Here is a 16,741-nt window from a genome sequence, read left to right as displayed (position 1 = left end):
GGCTGGGATTAAACGGATACCCGGCACGCATTCGTTCAAGCATTGAATTAAGGAGACCGCGCCGGTGGATTGATTCTTCATTTACCCCAGCGAACAGAAAATAAAGAAAGCCGCTTCGAGAAAGGAGCGGTTTTTCGGCATGCGCATTCAAATCCCGCTTCGCGGAATCGGCCAAGCGTTCCTCACACCGTCCGCTTCACGTCGTCCGCGTCGGTCGAACACGCTAATTCTTCCTACGCATCCAACGCGGCGAGCCGCTCTACCAGCGCTTGGCGGATCTCCAGATAAGCATCGCTTCCCAGTGCCATGCGCAGCGGACTATCGCACGCGTCGGAGCGGTCGACGATAGCCTGCGCCATCTTATCGGGATGGCCGATCACAAGCCGGTTGAACATTTTTGGATCGTCCATGCCTGGCATCTCGCCCCTCATCGTGCGGGTAAGCAGGCCGGATTCCTGTTCGCGGTAAACGACCGTCGGCTCGCCGTATTTGGCGCTGCCGGTGACGAACGGCGGCGGATGCCGCCCGGCTGCACTATCGTGGCCCGGATGCTGAAAGGAGCGGCTTCTTTGGCCAGCGCCTCGAACGCGCCTTCGATCGCCCACTTGGTCGAACAGTAAAAGCTATGCCGGGGATCGAATAGTGGCCGGCCATGCTGTAGATTTGGATCAGATGTCTGCGGTCCTGCGCGCGCAGATAAGGCATCGCGGCGCGAGCCGCTCTCAGTGAACCGAGCACGTTCGTATCGTATTGATGCCGGAGCTGCTCGTCGCTGGTTTCTTCGATCGCGCCGGCCCGGTCGCCTCTTTCGAGCAGAATGCGGGCCATAGCGGCTTCCAGACCGCCGGATGCGCAGGTAATGAACCAAGTTTGCATTCCCGTATTTGAATTCCTGTCCAGCATACCCCGGGAGCGGAAAGGCAGCCGCGCGGCGTTTATACGGGTAACAGCGTTAACATGCTAAATGCCGCGCTCCAACATCTCGTCCAGCAGCGTCTCGGCCTATTCGTCGACGGGCACGAATATGCACCAATGCAGCCACGGATGGCTGTCGATCACGTCAGCGGAATGGACGTTGAATTCCAATATTCGGTTCCCGGGTATCCGGAAAAGCGCCCAACTGACCTGCTTTTGCTGGACTTTGTACAGCTCCCACTAGCGACGGAACCATTCGCTTTCCCGTTTCAGATGTTCAAACCGCTCCATGTGCACGGGGTTTTGACGAACCTGCTCCATATGCGTGCGCACCCAAGCCTCGCTGTAGCGGGCGAAGTCTTCCCAATTTACGAGGCGCTCCCGATAATCGGAATCCAGAAACGTCGTATTAAGCATATAGCGCTCGCCTTCCGGTAGGCGGCTGAAATCCGCGACGATAAGTTTGGCGGACTGGTTCCAGGCGAGCAGATCCGTGCCTTCGGAAGTAATGAAGGACCGGTAACGCATCTGGTCGACCCAACGCTGCAGAACCCGGCTGTCGGTGCGCTTATTTTCCGGCGGCGCCGAAGAGGCAGCCGGCTTTGGTTCGGTGAGATCGAACAAATACTTATGCTCCGATTCGTCGAGTTGCAGCGCCCGGATGATATTGAGGAGGATATCGGGCGAATGATTCACTTCTTTGTCCTGTTCCAGCCAGAATAATAGGTTACGCTTATATTTGCGAGATAAGCGACTTCTTCACGGCGGAGCCCCGGCGTGCGCCGACGGCCGGGCAGCGGTCGAATGACCGTGTCTTCCGTCCGCAGGCGCTGTCCGCGCGAACGCGGGAAGCCGCCGAACCGAGCCCGGATGAGGAACGGTACGTTTCCAGGGGATTTCGCCTTTCCGCACAGCGCCTGCCGATTGTCCGGCGCCGCGCGCGTTTTTCTGTATTGCCTTCAGTTTAGACGATCACAGGCCGCAGCACAAAAAGGCCGATGCGGGGGTGGGGGGCTGCATCGGCCTTTTTGGCTTGACGATCATTTGGAGAGAGTCTGCCGACCGGCCTTATTCTTCGATCGGCAGGATATCCATGCCGCCGTCGTCGATCGGCATGATCGTCATCGGCTGCTTCATCTGCTTCATGTAATCGATCGCGTTATAGAGCATAACGGCCGCTTCCGCGCGGCTGATCTCGTCCTGCGGACGGAATTTCTTGTCCGCGTCCAGCTGCACGATTTCGAGCGCGATCGCGAGCTGCGTGGAGCCCAGCGTTTCGATATCGAACTGCTCCTGATCGGCGATTTCCGGAATAAGAATGTTGATCATCGGCAGGCCGCCGGCCGTCTTGAGCGCGTCCATCAGATAATCGACGTAAGCTTCGCGGGTGATTTTGGCCGACGGATCGACCGTTTTCGGAATGCTTACGCCGCTGGCCGCGGCATCGAGGAACGCGGCCGCGTACCAGGCGTCATTCTTGACGGCCGGGAACAGGTCATGCGCCGTCTTGCTCTTGTCGACATCGGGATGTTCCAGCGCCGCGAGGCCGAGGCCGTTCGAGATGAACTGCAGCGCCTGCGCCTGGGTAACCGAAGCTTTCGGGGCGAACGCGTTCGCGCTGACGCCTTTAATAATCCCCTGTTCCTGCAGCGATCGGATCTTTTCCCGGCCGTCCACGTTGTTCAGATCGTTGAACGGAGTCGGAGCGGCCGCGAAGGCGGAGACGCCGATCGAAGCGGTCAGGATGGAGAGAGACATCAGGGAAGCGGCGAATTTCTTTTTCATAAAATAAAACCTCCTAGGGGGGTGGATGGTCGTAAGTCGAAGTGTACCTTATCTGACTACCCAGACGAAGCTTTTTCGGAAAAGGTTGCAGGTTGCGAAAAGTCGAGGCGGAAGGTCCGGGAATCGAAGCCGCGTACAAAAAATGTTACTTTTTGCCGTTCGCGCACATCCAATCCATGTCGACACCCGAACGGGGAGCATCGCATCAAGAGGACCCGGGTCCTTCAAGGAGAGGAAGAACACGATGGCCAATACGGATAAACACCCGGAGCGGGCGGACGTTCATCGGAACGCATGGCGATAGAGCGGGCGGACATCGAGCGCTGCGCCGTTCTGGCGCAGGAAGGCGACGCCGAAGCGTTTTTGCTGCTGATCGAGGAATGGAAAGGACCCATGTACCGGATCGCCAGGAGCATTCTGGGCAGCGACGCCGACTGCGCCGACGCGCTGCAGGAGAGCGTTCTGAAAGCGTACCGGGCGATCGGAACGCTGAAGGAACCGGCCTTTTTCAAAACGTGGATATACCGCATTCTGATTAACGAGTGCAACGATATGCGGCGCAAAAAGTCGCGGCTGTCGCTGCCCGGCGTGCTGCCGGAACCGGCCGTCGAAGAACCCGATTACCGGGCGGTCGAGCTGAGGGAAGCCGTCGATCGGCTGAAGGAGCCGCTGCGTCTCGCCGTCATGCTCGTGTATATGGAAGACATGAAGATCGCCGAAGCGGCGCGGGTTCTGGGCGTCAGCGAGGGGACGTTCAAAATGAGGCTCAAACGAAGCCGGGTCCAGCTGCGCAAGTGGCTGGAGCCGGCGCAGGAGGGGGAGGACGGTTATGAAGCGGCAAAATATCGGGCATGAACGAAGCGGGGAACGGCAGGAAGAAGCGTCTCCGGCGGAGCGGCCGGGGAAGCACGACCCTATGACGAGGCTGCGGCGTACCGATGCGGCGGACATTCCGACGGTCGTCGAAGAACGGCTGGAGGAGACGTATCGGATCATCCGGTCGGGCGAGGCGGGAAGCGTGACGACACCGGATTCCGCCGAAACTCGCTTTGCCGGACGCAGACGCCGCGGAAAGTTCCGTCGGTCGCGAAAAGCTTCGGCGGCGGTCGTTCTCCTGCTGCTCGTTCTGAGCACGGCGGGGCTCGGCTTCCTGTCTCCGACGTTTGCCCAGGTGCTGCAGCGGTTTCCGCTGCTGGATACGTTGTACCGCGACAAAGGATTGGAGTCCACCGTCACGCGGAATCTGATCCAGCCTTACGCGGCGGAGAAAACGGAAGGCGATATTACGATCGGCGTCCGGAACGTCATTTATGACGGAACGCGCATCGTGTTCGAAGTATACCGGAACGCCTCGGACGCGAACGGACGGTCCGGCGGCGCAGGCGCGGCGAACGGGGTGGGCGACCTGTCCGTCCTCTATGCCGGCCAGCCGGTCGGCTTCTCTTATTCGCCCTACGAATCGCCGGGCGACGACGGGGCGGTACGGGGCGGTACTGGCCGCCATCGACCGCCTTCCGGATACGGAGCCGCCCGCCCGCTTCGCGTTGGCGCTGAAGGTCGAGACGCCGGGCGTGAGCGAACCGATCCGGTTCGACGTTCCGGTGGAGCAGAACACGTCGAACACCGTCATCGAGAATCCCCAGATGCCGCGAGAGCTGAAGGCCAGAGGGATCAAGGTGGACCGGATCGTGCTGACGCCGATCGCGACGCAGATTTCGTACCGCTGGACGACGAACGTTCCGTATACGAAGCTTGCTTTCGACAAGCAGAAAGGCTACCCGGCCGCGAACCGGATAACGGACGGTCTCGGCAGCGGCGTCTCCTCGCTCGGCGGGCAGAGCGAAGGGCTGCCGGGAGGGAAGGGACTGCGGGTGCGCGAGTCGTTCATGCCTATCAATAAGCGGGCGGGAGCGCTGAAGCTGCGAATCGGCTTCTTCGACAAAGCCGGCGGCGACAAGCTTGATTGGATCCAGATGAACGTTCCTATTCCGAAAGAAAAATAAAACCGGGACCGCCAGACGCGGAGTCTGCCGGTTCCCGGTTTCGATGGCCGCCTCCTCCGGGAGGTGGTCATTTTTCGCGGTTTGCTCTAAGATGAAAGGAAATTACGGGAGGATGAGCCGATGAAGCAGCTGCTGGACAAGTATCTCGTTCGCTTGACTTCGCTCGGCGAAAGCGAGCGGCAGGCCATTTTGGGCGAGCTGACGATCAAGGTCTATGCCAAAGGAACCGTTCTGTTGGAGCAGGGGGAACCGTCGGATAAATGCTGGTTCGTGCTGCGGGGATGCGTCAGGCAGTACAGCCTCGACGAAGAAGGACGGGAGAGCACTTCGGCCTTTTATACGGAGGAGCAGGCGATCGCCGGATTCGACCGGGGCAATCCGGAAGAAGGTTCGGCATGGTCGCTGACATGCCTGGAGGAATGCGTGCTGGTCGTCGGGGACTTCTCGGCCGAGCCGGATATGTTCGGCCGGCACGCGCAGCTGGAGTCGATGACCCGGCGCATGATGGAGGAGCATCTGGGACGGATGCAGCGCGAATTTGCCGCCTTTATCGCCTCTACGCCCGAAGAACGCTACCGGATGATGCTGCGGCAGCGTCCGGATCTGCGTGAACGGGTGCCGCAGCACCAACTGGCCAGCTATCTGGGGATGACGCCGGAATCGCTCAGCCGGATCAAGAAGAGGATCGCGGACTCCTGACGCCGGCGTCTCCGACATCTTCGGCATTCGGCGCCGGAAGCGGCCGGACTGCCGTTTCCCGGCCGCCCCGAATCAGCAGCCACAAGGCCAGACCCAGTTCGCCGGCCGCCATCGGCACGCTCAGCGCCGTTTCGAGCAGGGCGGGGATTGCCATGCCGCCGGGCAGAAGAAGCCGGGCCAGATGAACGATCAGGTAGCCCGGGCCGGCGATCAGCAGCAGGACGCCGACCCAGCGCGGCATAAAAGCGGCGCGCAGCGCCAGGATGCCGAGAACAAGCAGATGGAGGCCGAACACGACCAGCCCGATCGACCACACCAAATCGAACGTCCCGGTCAGCAGCGCGGCCGAGTCGTCGAGCAGTCCGTTCATGACGGTCTCGCTTCGTTCCGCCCACAGCAGCGCCAGGACCAGGAAAGCCGCAGCCGTGCCCAGAACGGCGGTGTAAGCGAAGCGCAGCCCGGCCGCCAGCAGCGATAGGCCCCGCTGAACCGGCTCGAAGTATACATACAGCGCCCAGGCGGCGACGACGTCGCAGATCAGGATGACCAGCCAGCCGAAGATTTCCGTCCGAAACAAACCGGAAGAAGCTCTAAGATTGGCAGCCGTGGCGGCCGGGTCGTCCGGCAGGATCAGGCGGCTGTGCACGAATCCGTAAGCGTAAGCGGCCGCCGCGGCCATCAGCAGCAGCGAAATTCCCGAAGCGAGCGCCGCGCTTCGGCGGGTTTCGCTGTTTGGCTTGTTTGCGTTCATGAATGTTCCTCCTGTGGGGATGACTTTTACTGCTTTTACTGTAAGGGGAGAGGTTCCGTTCCGCCTTGACTTAAGTCAAGACGGAGTGCGGAGACCGAGAGTGAAACTGACTGTTGTCATATATTATTCTCTTTATCGGATTTTTTTATGAATGAAACGGCACTTGATAAGAGATACATAAAAATTTTATCTTTACAATCTGACCGCAGTCAGTTAAAATTCGGTTCGTATCAAATTCCGAAAGATAACCGGAGGTAAAGATGAGCACAAAGATTTTGACGGCGCCGGCTGCCCGGCTGTGGAGCCGATCTTTTATTTTTATTATGACGGCGAACGCCCTGCTGTTCATGGTGTTCGAAATGATGCTGCCGACGCTGCCGCTGTTCGTGTCCCGGCTGGGCGGGGGCGCGTCGCAGGTCGGCCTGGTCACGGGCATTTTCATGTTTTCCGCGATTCTGATCCGTCCGTTCGCGGCCAAACTGGCTTCGAAGATCGACAAGAAATATCTGCTGATGATCGGGATGGCGATCTGCGCGCTGATGACGGGAGCTTACTACCTGTCGACCGGCGTCGGCATGCTGCTGCTGTTTCGCCTGCTGCACGGCGCCGGATTCGGTCTGGCCACGACGTACTTCGCGACGCTTGCCGCCGAGAACATTCCGAAAGAGCGCCGCGGCGAAGGCATGGGCTATTTCGGCGTAGGCGAGACGGTGGCGGTCTCGGTCGGCCCGTTGATCGGCACGGCGATCTTGACGCGGTACGATTTTCACAATCTGTTCTTCGGAGGAGCGCTCGTTCTGCTGCTGGCGCTCGTCATGACCCTGTTCATTTCGCGGAAGGCGAAATCGGGAACGGCCGACGCGCCGCGGGCGGAAGCCTCCGTCAAGCTGATCGAGCGCAAGGTGCTGTTCCCGTCGCTGCTCATTCTGCTCGTCGGCATCGCCGCCGGATCCATCATGTCGTTTATCGCGCTGTATGCGGCGGAAAAAGGCTTCGGCGTCGTAGCCTGGTTCTTCTTCATTGTCGCCGCTGCGAGCTTCGTCGTGCGCCTCGTCTCGGGCCGCCTGTTCGACCGTTTCGGTCCGGGTTCGGTGCTCGTGCCTTCGGCCTTCCTGATGATCGCCGGCATTTGGATGCTGACGCTGTCGGGCAGCGAAACGATGTTTCTGCTGTCTGCGGCGCTGTACGGCTTCGGATTCGGCGCGGTATTTCCGGCTATTCAGACCTGGTGCGTCAATCTGGTCGAGGAACATGAGCACGAAAACGCGATGGCGTCGTTTTTCAACTTTTTCGATCTCGGGATCGGCGGCGGAGCCATGATTCTGGGCATGGTCGCCTCGGCGTTTTCCTACGAAGTGGTGTATGATATGGCTATCGCGGTTATGGTCGCGTATCTGCTGCTGTATGCGGGATATGCGGCGAGAACCGGAAAAAAGAGAGCTTAACGAGCTCTGCGGAGGGCTGTCATTGAGCAGGGAAAAGATCAAGGAAGTCGCGATTTTGCATTTTAACCGCTACGGCTACGAAGGCGCGAAAATGTCGCAGATCGCCGAAGAGGCGGGCATCCGCAAGCAGTCGATGGCGTACCATTTTTCAAGCAAAAAAGAGCTGCTGACGGAGCTGTACGGAGAAATCGTCGAGGAGGAAATCGCGTTCGTTCGCCGCTATTTCGCGGAAAGCGCGGACGCCGCCTGGGAAGACCGGCTGCACGGGTTTCTTGTCGAGCATAAAAACCGCTTCCTGACGAGTCCCAACGTGAACCTGATGTTCGTCTTCTCCTTTACGACGCCGATCGAAGTTCATGATTACGTGCTGACGCAGTATCGGCGCTATCTGGCGGCGCTGAAAGAAGAAGCGACGGCGCTGTTCTCGGCTGCCGCCGTCGGCAGTCTGCCGCCGGAGGCCTGTACGGTCGCCTACGTCACGATGCTCGACGGGCTCGACGTGCAGCTTGTATACGAGACGAAGCATGCTTACGAGCAGACGCTTTCCATCGTGTGGAATTTGTTTTTAACCGGCATTCGGCACGCGGAACGCAGTTAGAAAAAGACGAACGCGCAAGAAGAGGCGTCCTTCGGCGGAAGGATGCCTCTTCTTCTTTGCACGGGTCCGCTGTTTCAACTCCTTCTTTCCGGTCCTTTTACATACATAGGAAAGAAAGCGATTAGGAGGTCTTTCGATGATTACTGCCGCATCGGCTGCCGTGCTGCTGCTCGTCGCCGTGCTCGCCCTGACCGTCCGCATGCCGGCCGTGCCGACCGCGGGCGGAGCCGCCGTCATGGCGTTCGCGATTTTCACGCAGGGCGTTATCGTTCATTTTGCCGGAAAAGGTTCGGCTTGGGCCGCCGCTTTCGCCGCCTTTACGCTGCTGCTCTGGCTGTGCCTGCTGGCCGCTTATCTGGGCTCGGTCCGGGACGAAAGCTTCAAGGCGCGCCACTGGGACGATCCCGTCGGACGCTTCGCCATCGGCACCTGGATCGCCGGCACGTCGTCCGCCCTGACGGCGGCCCACGTCAACTTCCCGCAGCTTCATCCCGTCCTGGTGCCGCTCGGCATCCTGAACGCCGGTCTGCTGATCTTCTACCTGTTCGGAGCGTCGCTGGCCGCCGGCGAGATCGCCGCCCGCGGGCTGCACGGCAAACTGCACGGCGTCATCCTGCTGACGACCGTCGCGCTGCAGTCCGTGTCGCTGCTGCTGCACGAGCTGTTCGGCGCAAAGGAGTACATGATCTACCGCGTGCTGATTCTGCTCGGCATTCTGTTCTACGCGGCGGGGCTGGCGCTGCTTGTCGTCCGCTACCGCCGCCGCGATTGGAATCTGGCCGACGACTGGCCGGAGACGAACTGCATTCTGTACGGCGCGGTCGCCATCACCGGCGCGGCGGCGTTGAAGTCGTCCGTGTTCCCGGACGGCGCGCTGCTCGGCATCTGGGTCTTCGCGCTGCTGATGCTGCTGGCGGTCGAAGGGACGGAGGTCGTTCGCGCCGTATTCCGAATAAGGAAGTACGGATGGAGCCGGGGAATCGGGGTTTACGCCCCCGCCCAGTGGTCGAGACTGTTTACGCTCGGCATGTTTTACTTTTTCACGCAGCAGGCGGAACGCCTCTTCCCGAAAAATGCGGATTCGATGCTTCATGTCCTCAGAGAGTGGACGCTATACGGCGGGGCGTGGATCGTTTCATTTCTTCTTGCCGCAGAGATCCTGCTTTGGATGTTAAGGGTCTCCCGAAGAACGTCCTCCTCCGAGAAACAACATGCTTAAAATTTTGCGTATAAATATACAAAACTCGCTCCGGAAAGAGTATGATGGAGTCATCGGATTTTTACCTTAGAGAAGAAAACGGAGAGATGAACGATGACCCGATTCGAATGCGATTATACCCAGGGCGCGCATCCGCGCATTCTCCAGCGTCTGCTGGAAACGAACATGGACCAGACGAGCGGCTACGGGACGGACGAATACTGCGAACGCGCCCGCGACCTGATCCGCCGCGAATGCGAAGCGGACGCCGCGGACGTGCATTTCCTTGTGGGCGGCACGCAGACCAACACCACGGTCATCGCGGCGCTGCTGCGTCCTCATCAGGGCGTGTTGTCGGCCGATACCGGGCATATCGCCGGCCACGAGACCGGAGCGATCGAGGCTGCCGGCCATAAAGTGCTGACGCTGCCGCATCAAGACGGCAAGATCACGGCGGAGCAGGTGCGTCGGGCGTACGAGGCGCATGAGAACGACGGAGCGAAGGAACATACGGTTCAGCCGGGCATGGTCTATATCTCGCAATCGACGGAAAACGGTACGGTCTATACGCTGTCGGAACTGGAAGCGCTCAGCGAAGCGTGCCGCGAGTGCGGGCTTCCGCTGTTCGTCGACGGCGCGCGGCTCGGCTATGCGCTGGCGGCGGAAGGCGGCGACGTGACGCTGGCCGACCTCGCCAGACTCACCGACGTCTTCTACATCGGCGGCACGAAGCTGGGCGCGCTGATGGGCGAAGCGGTCGTCATCTTGAACGAAGCGCTGAAGCGGGACTTCCGCTATCTGATCAAGCAGCGGGGAGGTCTTCTCGCGAAAGGTCGGCTGCTCGGCGTCCAATTCGAGACGTTTTTCGAAGACGGGCTGTACTTCGAGATTTCCCGCCATGCGGTAAGCCTGGCGATGAAGCTGCGCCGCGGGCTGGAGGAGCTTGGCTTCGGCTTCCTGCACGATTCTCCGACCAACCAGCAGTTCCCGATCCTGCCGGACGACCTGCTGGAAGGGTTGAAAGCGAAGCATTCGTTCACGATATGGGAAAAGGTCGACGCCACGCATACCGCCGTCCGCTTCTGCACCAGCTGGGGCACGACGGAAACGGAAGTGGACGGGCTGCTGGGGGATCTCGCGGCGCTTCGGCATGCGGCGGCCGGATTGAACGGCAGCGCGGTCTAGGCGGCCCGGCCGCTCAACCTTCGGGCCGTTCGGGCTTCGACTTTCTTCTACTAAGCGCCTTCTCCGCTGTGGTATAGTTAACCTGACAATTCATTTCCTCAACCGAAGGAGAACGGCATGACAGAACTAGTCTACAAGCAGATCGTCGACGACCTGAAGCGCAAAATTCTGGACGGCCGATACGCGGATATGCGCCTGCCCGACGAACGCAGCCTCAGCGAGTCGTACGCGGTCAGCCGAAGCTCGGTAAAGCGCGCGCTGGCGAAAATGGAGAATGAAGGCATCATTTTCAAAAAGCGCGGCTCCGGCACGTTCATCAACCCGCTGTATCTGAAAAACGAATCCGTCTTCAACTACGAAGGCTCCAATCTCGGCGTAACCGACAACTTTCATATGCACGGCAAAAAGCCGGGCATCAAAGTGCTGAGTTTCGAAGTGGTGCCGCCGACGGAAGAACTCCAGCGGGACCTGTTCCTCGAGCGGCACGATTTCGTCTACAAGATCGTCCGGCTGCGGCTGTTCGACGAAGAGCCGTTCATGATCGAGACGGGATATATTCCGATCAAGATCGTGCAGAACTTGAACGAGAGCATTATCGAAGGTTCGATCTTCAACTATCTTCAGGACGCGCATAATATGGCCGTGACCAAGTCGTACCTGTCGATCTTCGCCGAGCCGTCGAATCCGGAAGATCGGGAGCTGCTGAACTTGGCGCCCAACGAGCCGGTCGGCATTATGGAAGGCATCTTTTTCCTCGATAACGGGACGCCGTTCGAGTTTTCGCATATGCGGCTGCATTACAAGTACCTCAAGTTCAATACGTTTGTGTCGGTGCATTAAGCATCGCGCTAAGCAGGCCGGAAACTCCGGTCTGCTTTTTTGTTTTTACATTACCTGCAGGTTAAGTTGTTCATATCTTGTTCACCTTTTTCTAAAATTGGACCGGTTCAATTGTGAAAAAGGTTGAATTCAACCCTCAAAGGAGTAAGATGAACTTGTGAAAAGTGTAACTTAGTCGAAAAAAGCTTGAAGCTTGAACCTCTGAAAAAAGAAGAATGGAAGTGGAGAACATGGGAGTACCGACATTGGAAACGGATTATTCGTCCAAAACTTACCTGAACAAACTTGACGCTTACTGGCGCGCGACTAACTATATCTCGGTAGGACAGCTGTATCTGAAAGACAACCCGCTGCTGAAAAGACCGCTGCAGGCGGACGACGTGAAAATCAAGCCGATCGGCCACTGGGGCACGATTCCGGGCCAGAACTTCATTTATGCGCACCTCAACCGCGTCATCGTGAAGTACGATCTCGACATGTTCTATATCGAAGGACCGGGCCACGGCGGTCAGGTCATGGTCTCCAACTCGTACCTGGACGGCAGCTACACGGAGATTTATCCGGAGATTACGCAGGACGAAGCCGGCATGAAAAAACTGTTCAAGCAGTTCTCGTTCCCGGGCGGCGTCGCTTCCCACGCCGCGCCGGAAACGCCGGGTTCCATCCATGAAGGCGGCGAGCTGGGCTACTCCCTGTCCCACGGCGCCGGTGCCGTTCTCGACAACCCGAACCTGATCGCCGCGGTCGTGGTCGGCGACGGCGAAGCCGAGACCGGACCGCTGGCCGCGTCGTGGTTCGCGAACCGCTTCATCAATCCGATCACGGACGGCGCCGTGCTGCCGATCCTGCATCTGAACGGATTCAAGATCAGCAACCCGACCATCCTGTCCCGTCAGACGAACGAAGAGCTGACCCACTACTTCCGCGGCATGGGCTGGGAGCCGTTCTTCGTCGAAGGCGAAGATCCGGACAAGATGCACCCGCTGATGGCCGAGCAGCTCGATGCGGTCATCGAACGCATCTCGTCCATCCAACGCGGCGCGCGCGAAAACAACGAAGCTTACCGTCCGCTCTGGCCGATGCTGATCTTCCGTACGCCGAAAGGTTGGACCGGTCCGAAGCAGTGGGACGGCGTGCCGAACGAAGGATCGTTCCGCGCTCACCAGGTGCCGATTCCGGTCGACCAGAACCATATGGAACACGCGCCGGCGCTGCTGGACTGGCTGAACAGCTACCGTCCGGAAGAATGCTTCGAAGAAGACGGCCGTCTGAAAGCCGAACTGGCCGAAATTCTGCCGCGGGGCGACCGCCGCATGGGCATGAATCCGGTCACGAACGCCGGCCATCTGATCAAAGATCTTAAACTGCCGAACTTCCGCGATTACGCGCTGGACAATTCCAAGCCGGGCGAAGTGACCGCGCAGGATATGTCCGTACTGGGCAAATATATCCGCGATGTCGTGCTGCTGAACGAAAACAACCGCAACTTCCGCGTCTTCGGACCGGACGAAACGATGTCCAACCGTCTGGCGCCGGTATTCGAAGTGACTAAGCGCCAATGGCTGGATGCTATCCATGAGCCGCAGGACGAGTTCCTGGCTTCGTACGGCCGCGTGATCGATTCGCAGCTGTCCGAGCACCAGGCGGAAGGCATGCTGGAAGGCTACGTCCTGACCGGCCGTCACGGCTTCTTCGCGAGCTACGAAGCGTTCCTGCGCGTCGTTGACTCCATGCTGACCCAGCACTTCAAGTGGCTGCGCAAAGCGACGGATCAAGGCTGGAGAGCGGATATTCCTTCCCTGAACGTCGTGGCGACTTCGACCGTCTTCCAGCAGGATCACAACGGCTACACGCACCAGGATCCGGGCCTGCTCGGCCACCTGGCCGACAAAAAGCCGGAATTCATCCGCGAGTATCTGCCGGCCGACGCCAATACGCTGCTGGCCGTATTCGATACGGTGCTGAACGACCGTCAGAAGATCAACCTGATCGTCTCGTCCAAGCATCCGCGTCCGCAGTGGTTCAGCGCCGACGAAGCGTACGAGCTGGTCGATAAAGGCCTGAAAATCATCGACTGGGCCAGCACGGCCCAAGCAGGCGAAGAACCGGATCTGGTCATCGCTTCGTCCGGTACGGAACCGACGATGGAAGCGCTGGCGGCCATCTCGATCCTGAACGAACGTCTGCCGGAGCTGAAGATCCGCTACATCAACGTCGTGGACCTGCTCAGACTGCGCAGCCAAAAGCTCGACCCGCGCGGACTGTCCGACGACGAGTTCGACGCTTTCTTCACGAAGGACAAACCGGTCGTCTTCGCGTTCCACGGTTATGAAGGACTGATCAAGGACCTGTTCTTCGATCGTCATAACCACAATCTGCGCGTGCACGGTTACCGCGAGAACGGCGATATCACCACTCCGTTCGACATGCGCGTGCTGAACCAGATGGACCGCTTCGATCTGGCGAAGTCTGCCGTGCTGAGCCTGCCGAACGCCGGCGAGCATGCGGCGTTCGCCGCCGACATGGACGCCGTCGTGGCCAAGCACCACCGCTTCATCCGCGAGGAAGGCATCGACCTGCCGGAAGTGGAAAGTTGGAAGTGGACGGGGCTGAAGCGATAAGCATCGCTGCGCGCGCCTTAAAGGAACAGAACCTTTTCGGACACAGGATGCTCATCCCTTCAAAAGGGATATAGGAATAAGGAAAAGATAAAAGCTCGGAATCGGCATACGCCGGATTCCGGGCTTTTTGCGCGGCGCGGGCGTGCAAGGGAAATCGGAAGACTCGAAAACTCGGTAAGTGGCGGGAAGGTTGGGTAAAACCCCCTATAGGGCAATCGCGAGACAGAGACGGCGATTCGACTATCCCATCCGCCAAGGAGGAGTGAGAGAGCAATGAAACCGGAAACTGTACGTCAGAAGCAGGAGTATTCGTCGCCCGCTTACCTGGACAAGCTGGACGCTTATTGGCGTGCCGCCAATTATCTGTCGGTCGGACAAATTTACCTGAAAGACAATCCGCTGCTGCGGCGGCCGCTGGAGGAAGAAGACGTCAAATACCATCCGATCGGCCACTGGGGAACGGTGCCGGGACAGAACTTCATCTACGCGCATCTCAACCGGGTCATCGGCAAGTACGGCCTGAACATGTTCTATATCGAAGGCCCCGGGCACGGCGGCCAGGTGATGGTCTCGAACGCGTATCTGGACGGCAGCTATACGGAAATTTATCCGGAGATCACGCGGGACGAACCGGGCATGAAAAAGCTGTTCAAGCAGTTTTCCTTCCCGGGCGGTGTCGCTTCGCACGCCGCGCCGGAGACGCCGGGTTCCATCCATGAAGGCGGGGAACTGGGCTATTCGCTGTCGCACGGCGTCGGCACCATTCTCGACAATCCGGATCTGATCGCGGCGGTCGTGATCGGCGACGGCGAAGCGGAGACGGGTCCGCTGGCGGCTTCGTGGTTCTCGAACCGCTTCATCAACCCGATCACGGACGGGGCGGTGCTGCCGATCGTGCACGTGAACGGATTCAAGATCAGCAATCCGACGATGTTCGGCAGGCAGACCGACGAAGAGCTGGAGCAGTATTTCCGCGGACTCGGCTGGGAGCCGCTGTTCGTCGAAGGCGACGATCCGGCGGTCATGCATCCGAAGATGGCGGGAGCGCTGGATACGGCGATCGAGCGCATTCAAAATATTCAGCGGTACGCCCGCGAAGATCGGGATCCGTCCCGCCCGATGTGGCCGGTGCTCATTTTCCGTACGCCGAAAGGATGGACGGGACCGAAAGAATGGGACGGCAAAACGATCGAAGGTTCGTTCCGCGCCCACCAGGTACCGATCCCGGCGGACCGCGAGCATATGCAGTACACGCCCGCGCTCATCGAATGGATGAACAGCTACCGTCCGCAGGAGCTTTTTGACGAGCGGGGACGCTTGAAGGAGGACATATCGGATATCCTGCCGAAAGGCGAACGCCGGATGGCGATGAACCCGGTGACGAACGGCGGCAAGCTCGTGAAAGATTTGAAGCTGCCGAATATCGCCGACTACGCCGTCAAGATCGACAAGCCCGGCGCGCAGGACGATCAGGACATGCACGTGCTCGGCGAATACGTCCGCGACGTGATGAAGCTGAACGAAGAGAGCCGCAACTTCCGCATCTTCGGACCCGACGAGACGATGTCCAACCGGCTGTCGCCGGTGTTCGAAGTGACCAAGCGGCAGTGGGTGGCGAAGATCGACGAGGTCAACGACGAATATATGGCGCACGAAGGCCGGGTCATCGACTCGCAGCTGTCCGAGCATCAGGCGGAAGGCATGCTGGAAGGCTATGTGCTGAGCGGGCGCCATGGCTTTTTCGCCAGCTATGAAGCGTTTCTGCGCGTGGTCGATTCGATGATCACCCAGCATTTCAAATGGATGAGAAAAGCGTCCGACCAGAGCTGGAGAGCCGATATTCCTTCATTGAATCTGATCAGCTCGTCGACCGTGTTCCAGCAGGACCACAACGGCTACACGCACCAGGACCCCGGCATCCTGACCCATTTGGCGGACAAGAAAGCCGAATTCATCCGCGAATATCTGCCCGCCGACGCCAATACGCTGCTGGCCGTGTTCGACAAGATCATGAACGACCGCCAGCGGATCAACGTCGTCATCTCGTCCAAGCATCCGCGTCCGCAGTGGTTCGGCATGGAGGAAGCGGCGGAGCTGGTAGAAAAAGGGCTTAAGATCGTCGACTGGGCCAGCACGGCGAAGAGCGGCGAGGAGCCGGATGTCGTGATCGCGGCTTCGGGCACGGAGCCGACGGTGGAGGCGCTGGCCGCGATCCAGATTCTGCATCAGCAGCTGCCGGAGCTGAAGATCCGCTGCGTCAACGTGGTCGACCTGCTGCGCCTGCGCCATCACAAGCGCGATCCGCGCGGGCTGACGGACGAGGAGTTCAATGCCTTTTTCACCGTCGACAAGCCGATCGTGTTCGCGTTCCACGGGTACGAGGGGCTGCTCAAGGACCTGTTCTTCGACCGCGCCAACCGCGATCTGCATGTGCACGGCTACCGGGAAAACGGCGATATCACGACTCCGTTCGACATGCGGGTGCTCAACCAGATGGACCGGTTCAGCATCGTCAAGGAAGCGGTCATGAGCCTGCCGCACGCGGAGCGCCACGTCGACATCGCGCGCGAGATGGACGGAATGCTGGAGAAGCATACGCGCTACATCCGGGAAGAAGGCCGGGACCTGCCGGAAGTGACGGAATGGCGCTGGGAAGGACTGGAGTAAGGGGATCGGGCGAGGAGAGCCGCGAATAAAAGAA

General features: G+C 59.5%; 15 protein-coding genes and 1 pseudogene. 11 read left to right on the top strand and 5 right to left on the bottom strand.

Annotated features, from left to right (window positions below; translation table 11 throughout):
• Positions 1-233: 233 nt before the first annotated feature.
• From GYN08_RS23760 to GYN08_RS14290, 4 genes are all read right to left on the bottom strand, one after another.
• On the bottom strand, positions 234-410 hold the full coding sequence (locus GYN08_RS23760) for a hypothetical protein (RefSeq protein ID WP_235946258.1): 177 nt from the start codon (positions 408-410) through the stop codon (positions 234-236).
• 124 nt (positions 411-534) lie between these two features.
• Positions 535-876, bottom strand: a complete 342-nt coding sequence (locus tag GYN08_RS23755) for an SDR family NAD(P)-dependent oxidoreductase (protein ID WP_235946256.1) — start codon at positions 874-876, stop codon at positions 535-537.
• A gap of 279 nt (positions 877-1,155) precedes the next feature.
• Positions 1,156-1,611 (bottom strand): MmyB family transcriptional regulator, encoded by a 456-nt coding sequence (locus GYN08_RS23750; protein WP_166275317.1) that lies wholly within the window; start codon positions 1,609-1,611, stop codon positions 1,156-1,158.
• A gap of 372 nt (positions 1,612-1,983) precedes the next feature.
• On the bottom strand, positions 1,984-2,700 hold the full coding sequence (locus GYN08_RS14290; RefSeq protein ID WP_166275315.1) for an S-layer homology domain-containing protein: 717 nt from the start codon (positions 2,698-2,700) through the stop codon (positions 1,984-1,986).
• Between the two features lie 294 nt (positions 2,701-2,994).
• Here GYN08_RS14290 and GYN08_RS14285 point away from each other — a divergent pair, with 294 nt between their 5' ends.
• The 4 genes and pseudogenes from GYN08_RS14285 (at position 2,995) to GYN08_RS14275 (ending at position 5,402) form a co-directional block, all read left to right on the top strand.
• Complete coding sequence (locus GYN08_RS14285) at positions 2,995-3,555, top strand: RNA polymerase sigma factor (RefSeq protein ID WP_166275313.1); 561 nt, start codon at positions 2,995-2,997, stop codon at positions 3,553-3,555.
• Positions 3,530-3,970, top strand: a pseudogene (locus GYN08_RS24125) (hypothetical protein); the annotation flags it as partial. The gene GYN08_RS14285 and the pseudogene GYN08_RS24125, both read left to right, overlap by 26 nt.
• A gap of 40 nt (positions 3,971-4,010) precedes the next feature.
• The gene (locus GYN08_RS23745) at positions 4,011-4,703 is read left to right on the top strand and encodes a hypothetical protein (RefSeq protein WP_235946254.1); all 693 of its coding nucleotides are present in this window, start codon (positions 4,011-4,013) and stop codon (positions 4,701-4,703) included.
• A gap of 120 nt (positions 4,704-4,823) precedes the next feature.
• The gene (locus GYN08_RS14275; RefSeq protein ID WP_166275309.1) at positions 4,824-5,402 is read left to right on the top strand and encodes a Crp/Fnr family transcriptional regulator; all 579 of its coding nucleotides are present in this window, start codon (positions 4,824-4,826) and stop codon (positions 5,400-5,402) included.
• Here GYN08_RS14275 and GYN08_RS14270 read toward each other — a convergent pair.
• Positions 5,377-6,153, bottom strand: a complete 777-nt coding sequence (locus GYN08_RS14270) for a DUF4386 domain-containing protein (protein WP_166275307.1) — start codon at positions 6,151-6,153, stop codon at positions 5,377-5,379. The genes GYN08_RS14275 and GYN08_RS14270 overlap by 26 nt on opposite strands.
• Before the next feature lie 260 nt (positions 6,154-6,413).
• On the opposite strand from GYN08_RS14270, the gene GYN08_RS14265 reads away from it, so the two are divergent.
• The 7 genes from GYN08_RS14265 (at position 6,414) to GYN08_RS14235 (ending at position 16,707) form a co-directional block, all read left to right on the top strand.
• Positions 6,414-7,598, top strand: coding sequence for an MFS transporter (locus GYN08_RS14265; protein ID WP_166275305.1), 1,185 nt, complete (start codon positions 6,414-6,416; stop codon positions 7,596-7,598).
• A 22-nt stretch (positions 7,599-7,620) separates the two neighbouring features.
• Complete coding sequence (locus tag GYN08_RS14260) at positions 7,621-8,196, top strand: TetR/AcrR family transcriptional regulator (RefSeq protein ID WP_166275303.1); 576 nt, start codon at positions 7,621-7,623, stop codon at positions 8,194-8,196.
• Positions 8,197-8,332: 136 nt separating this feature from the next.
• Positions 8,333-9,415 (top strand): hypothetical protein, encoded by a 1,083-nt coding sequence (locus GYN08_RS14255; RefSeq protein WP_166275301.1) that lies wholly within the window; start codon positions 8,333-8,335, stop codon positions 9,413-9,415.
• 93 nt (positions 9,416-9,508) lie between these two features.
• Positions 9,509-10,579 carry a threonine aldolase family protein gene (locus GYN08_RS14250; protein WP_166275299.1) on the top strand — a complete coding sequence of 357 codons (1,071 nt, stop codon included), beginning with the start codon at positions 9,509-9,511 and terminating at the stop codon, positions 10,577-10,579.
• A 117-nt stretch (positions 10,580-10,696) separates the two neighbouring features.
• Positions 10,697-11,419 carry a GntR family transcriptional regulator gene (locus GYN08_RS14245; protein ID WP_166275297.1) on the top strand — a complete coding sequence of 241 codons (723 nt, stop codon included), beginning with the start codon at positions 10,697-10,699 and terminating at the stop codon, positions 11,417-11,419.
• A 230-nt stretch (positions 11,420-11,649) separates the two neighbouring features.
• The gene (locus tag GYN08_RS14240) at positions 11,650-14,040 is read left to right on the top strand and encodes a phosphoketolase family protein (protein ID WP_206023749.1); all 2,391 of its coding nucleotides are present in this window, start codon (positions 11,650-11,652) and stop codon (positions 14,038-14,040) included.
• A 273-nt stretch (positions 14,041-14,313) separates the two neighbouring features.
• The gene (locus tag GYN08_RS14235) at positions 14,314-16,707 is read left to right on the top strand and encodes a phosphoketolase family protein (RefSeq protein ID WP_166275295.1); all 2,394 of its coding nucleotides are present in this window, start codon (positions 14,314-14,316) and stop codon (positions 16,705-16,707) included.
• The last annotated feature ends 34 nt before the right edge of the window (positions 16,708-16,741 follow it).

This window comes from Saccharibacillus alkalitolerans (assembly GCF_011090185.1).
Taxonomy (GTDB): domain Bacteria; phylum Bacillota; class Bacilli; order Paenibacillales; family Paenibacillaceae; genus Saccharibacillus; species Saccharibacillus alkalitolerans.
The sequence above is the reverse complement of the archived record's forward strand: the minus strand, read 5'-3'. Positions and strand labels throughout refer to the sequence as shown.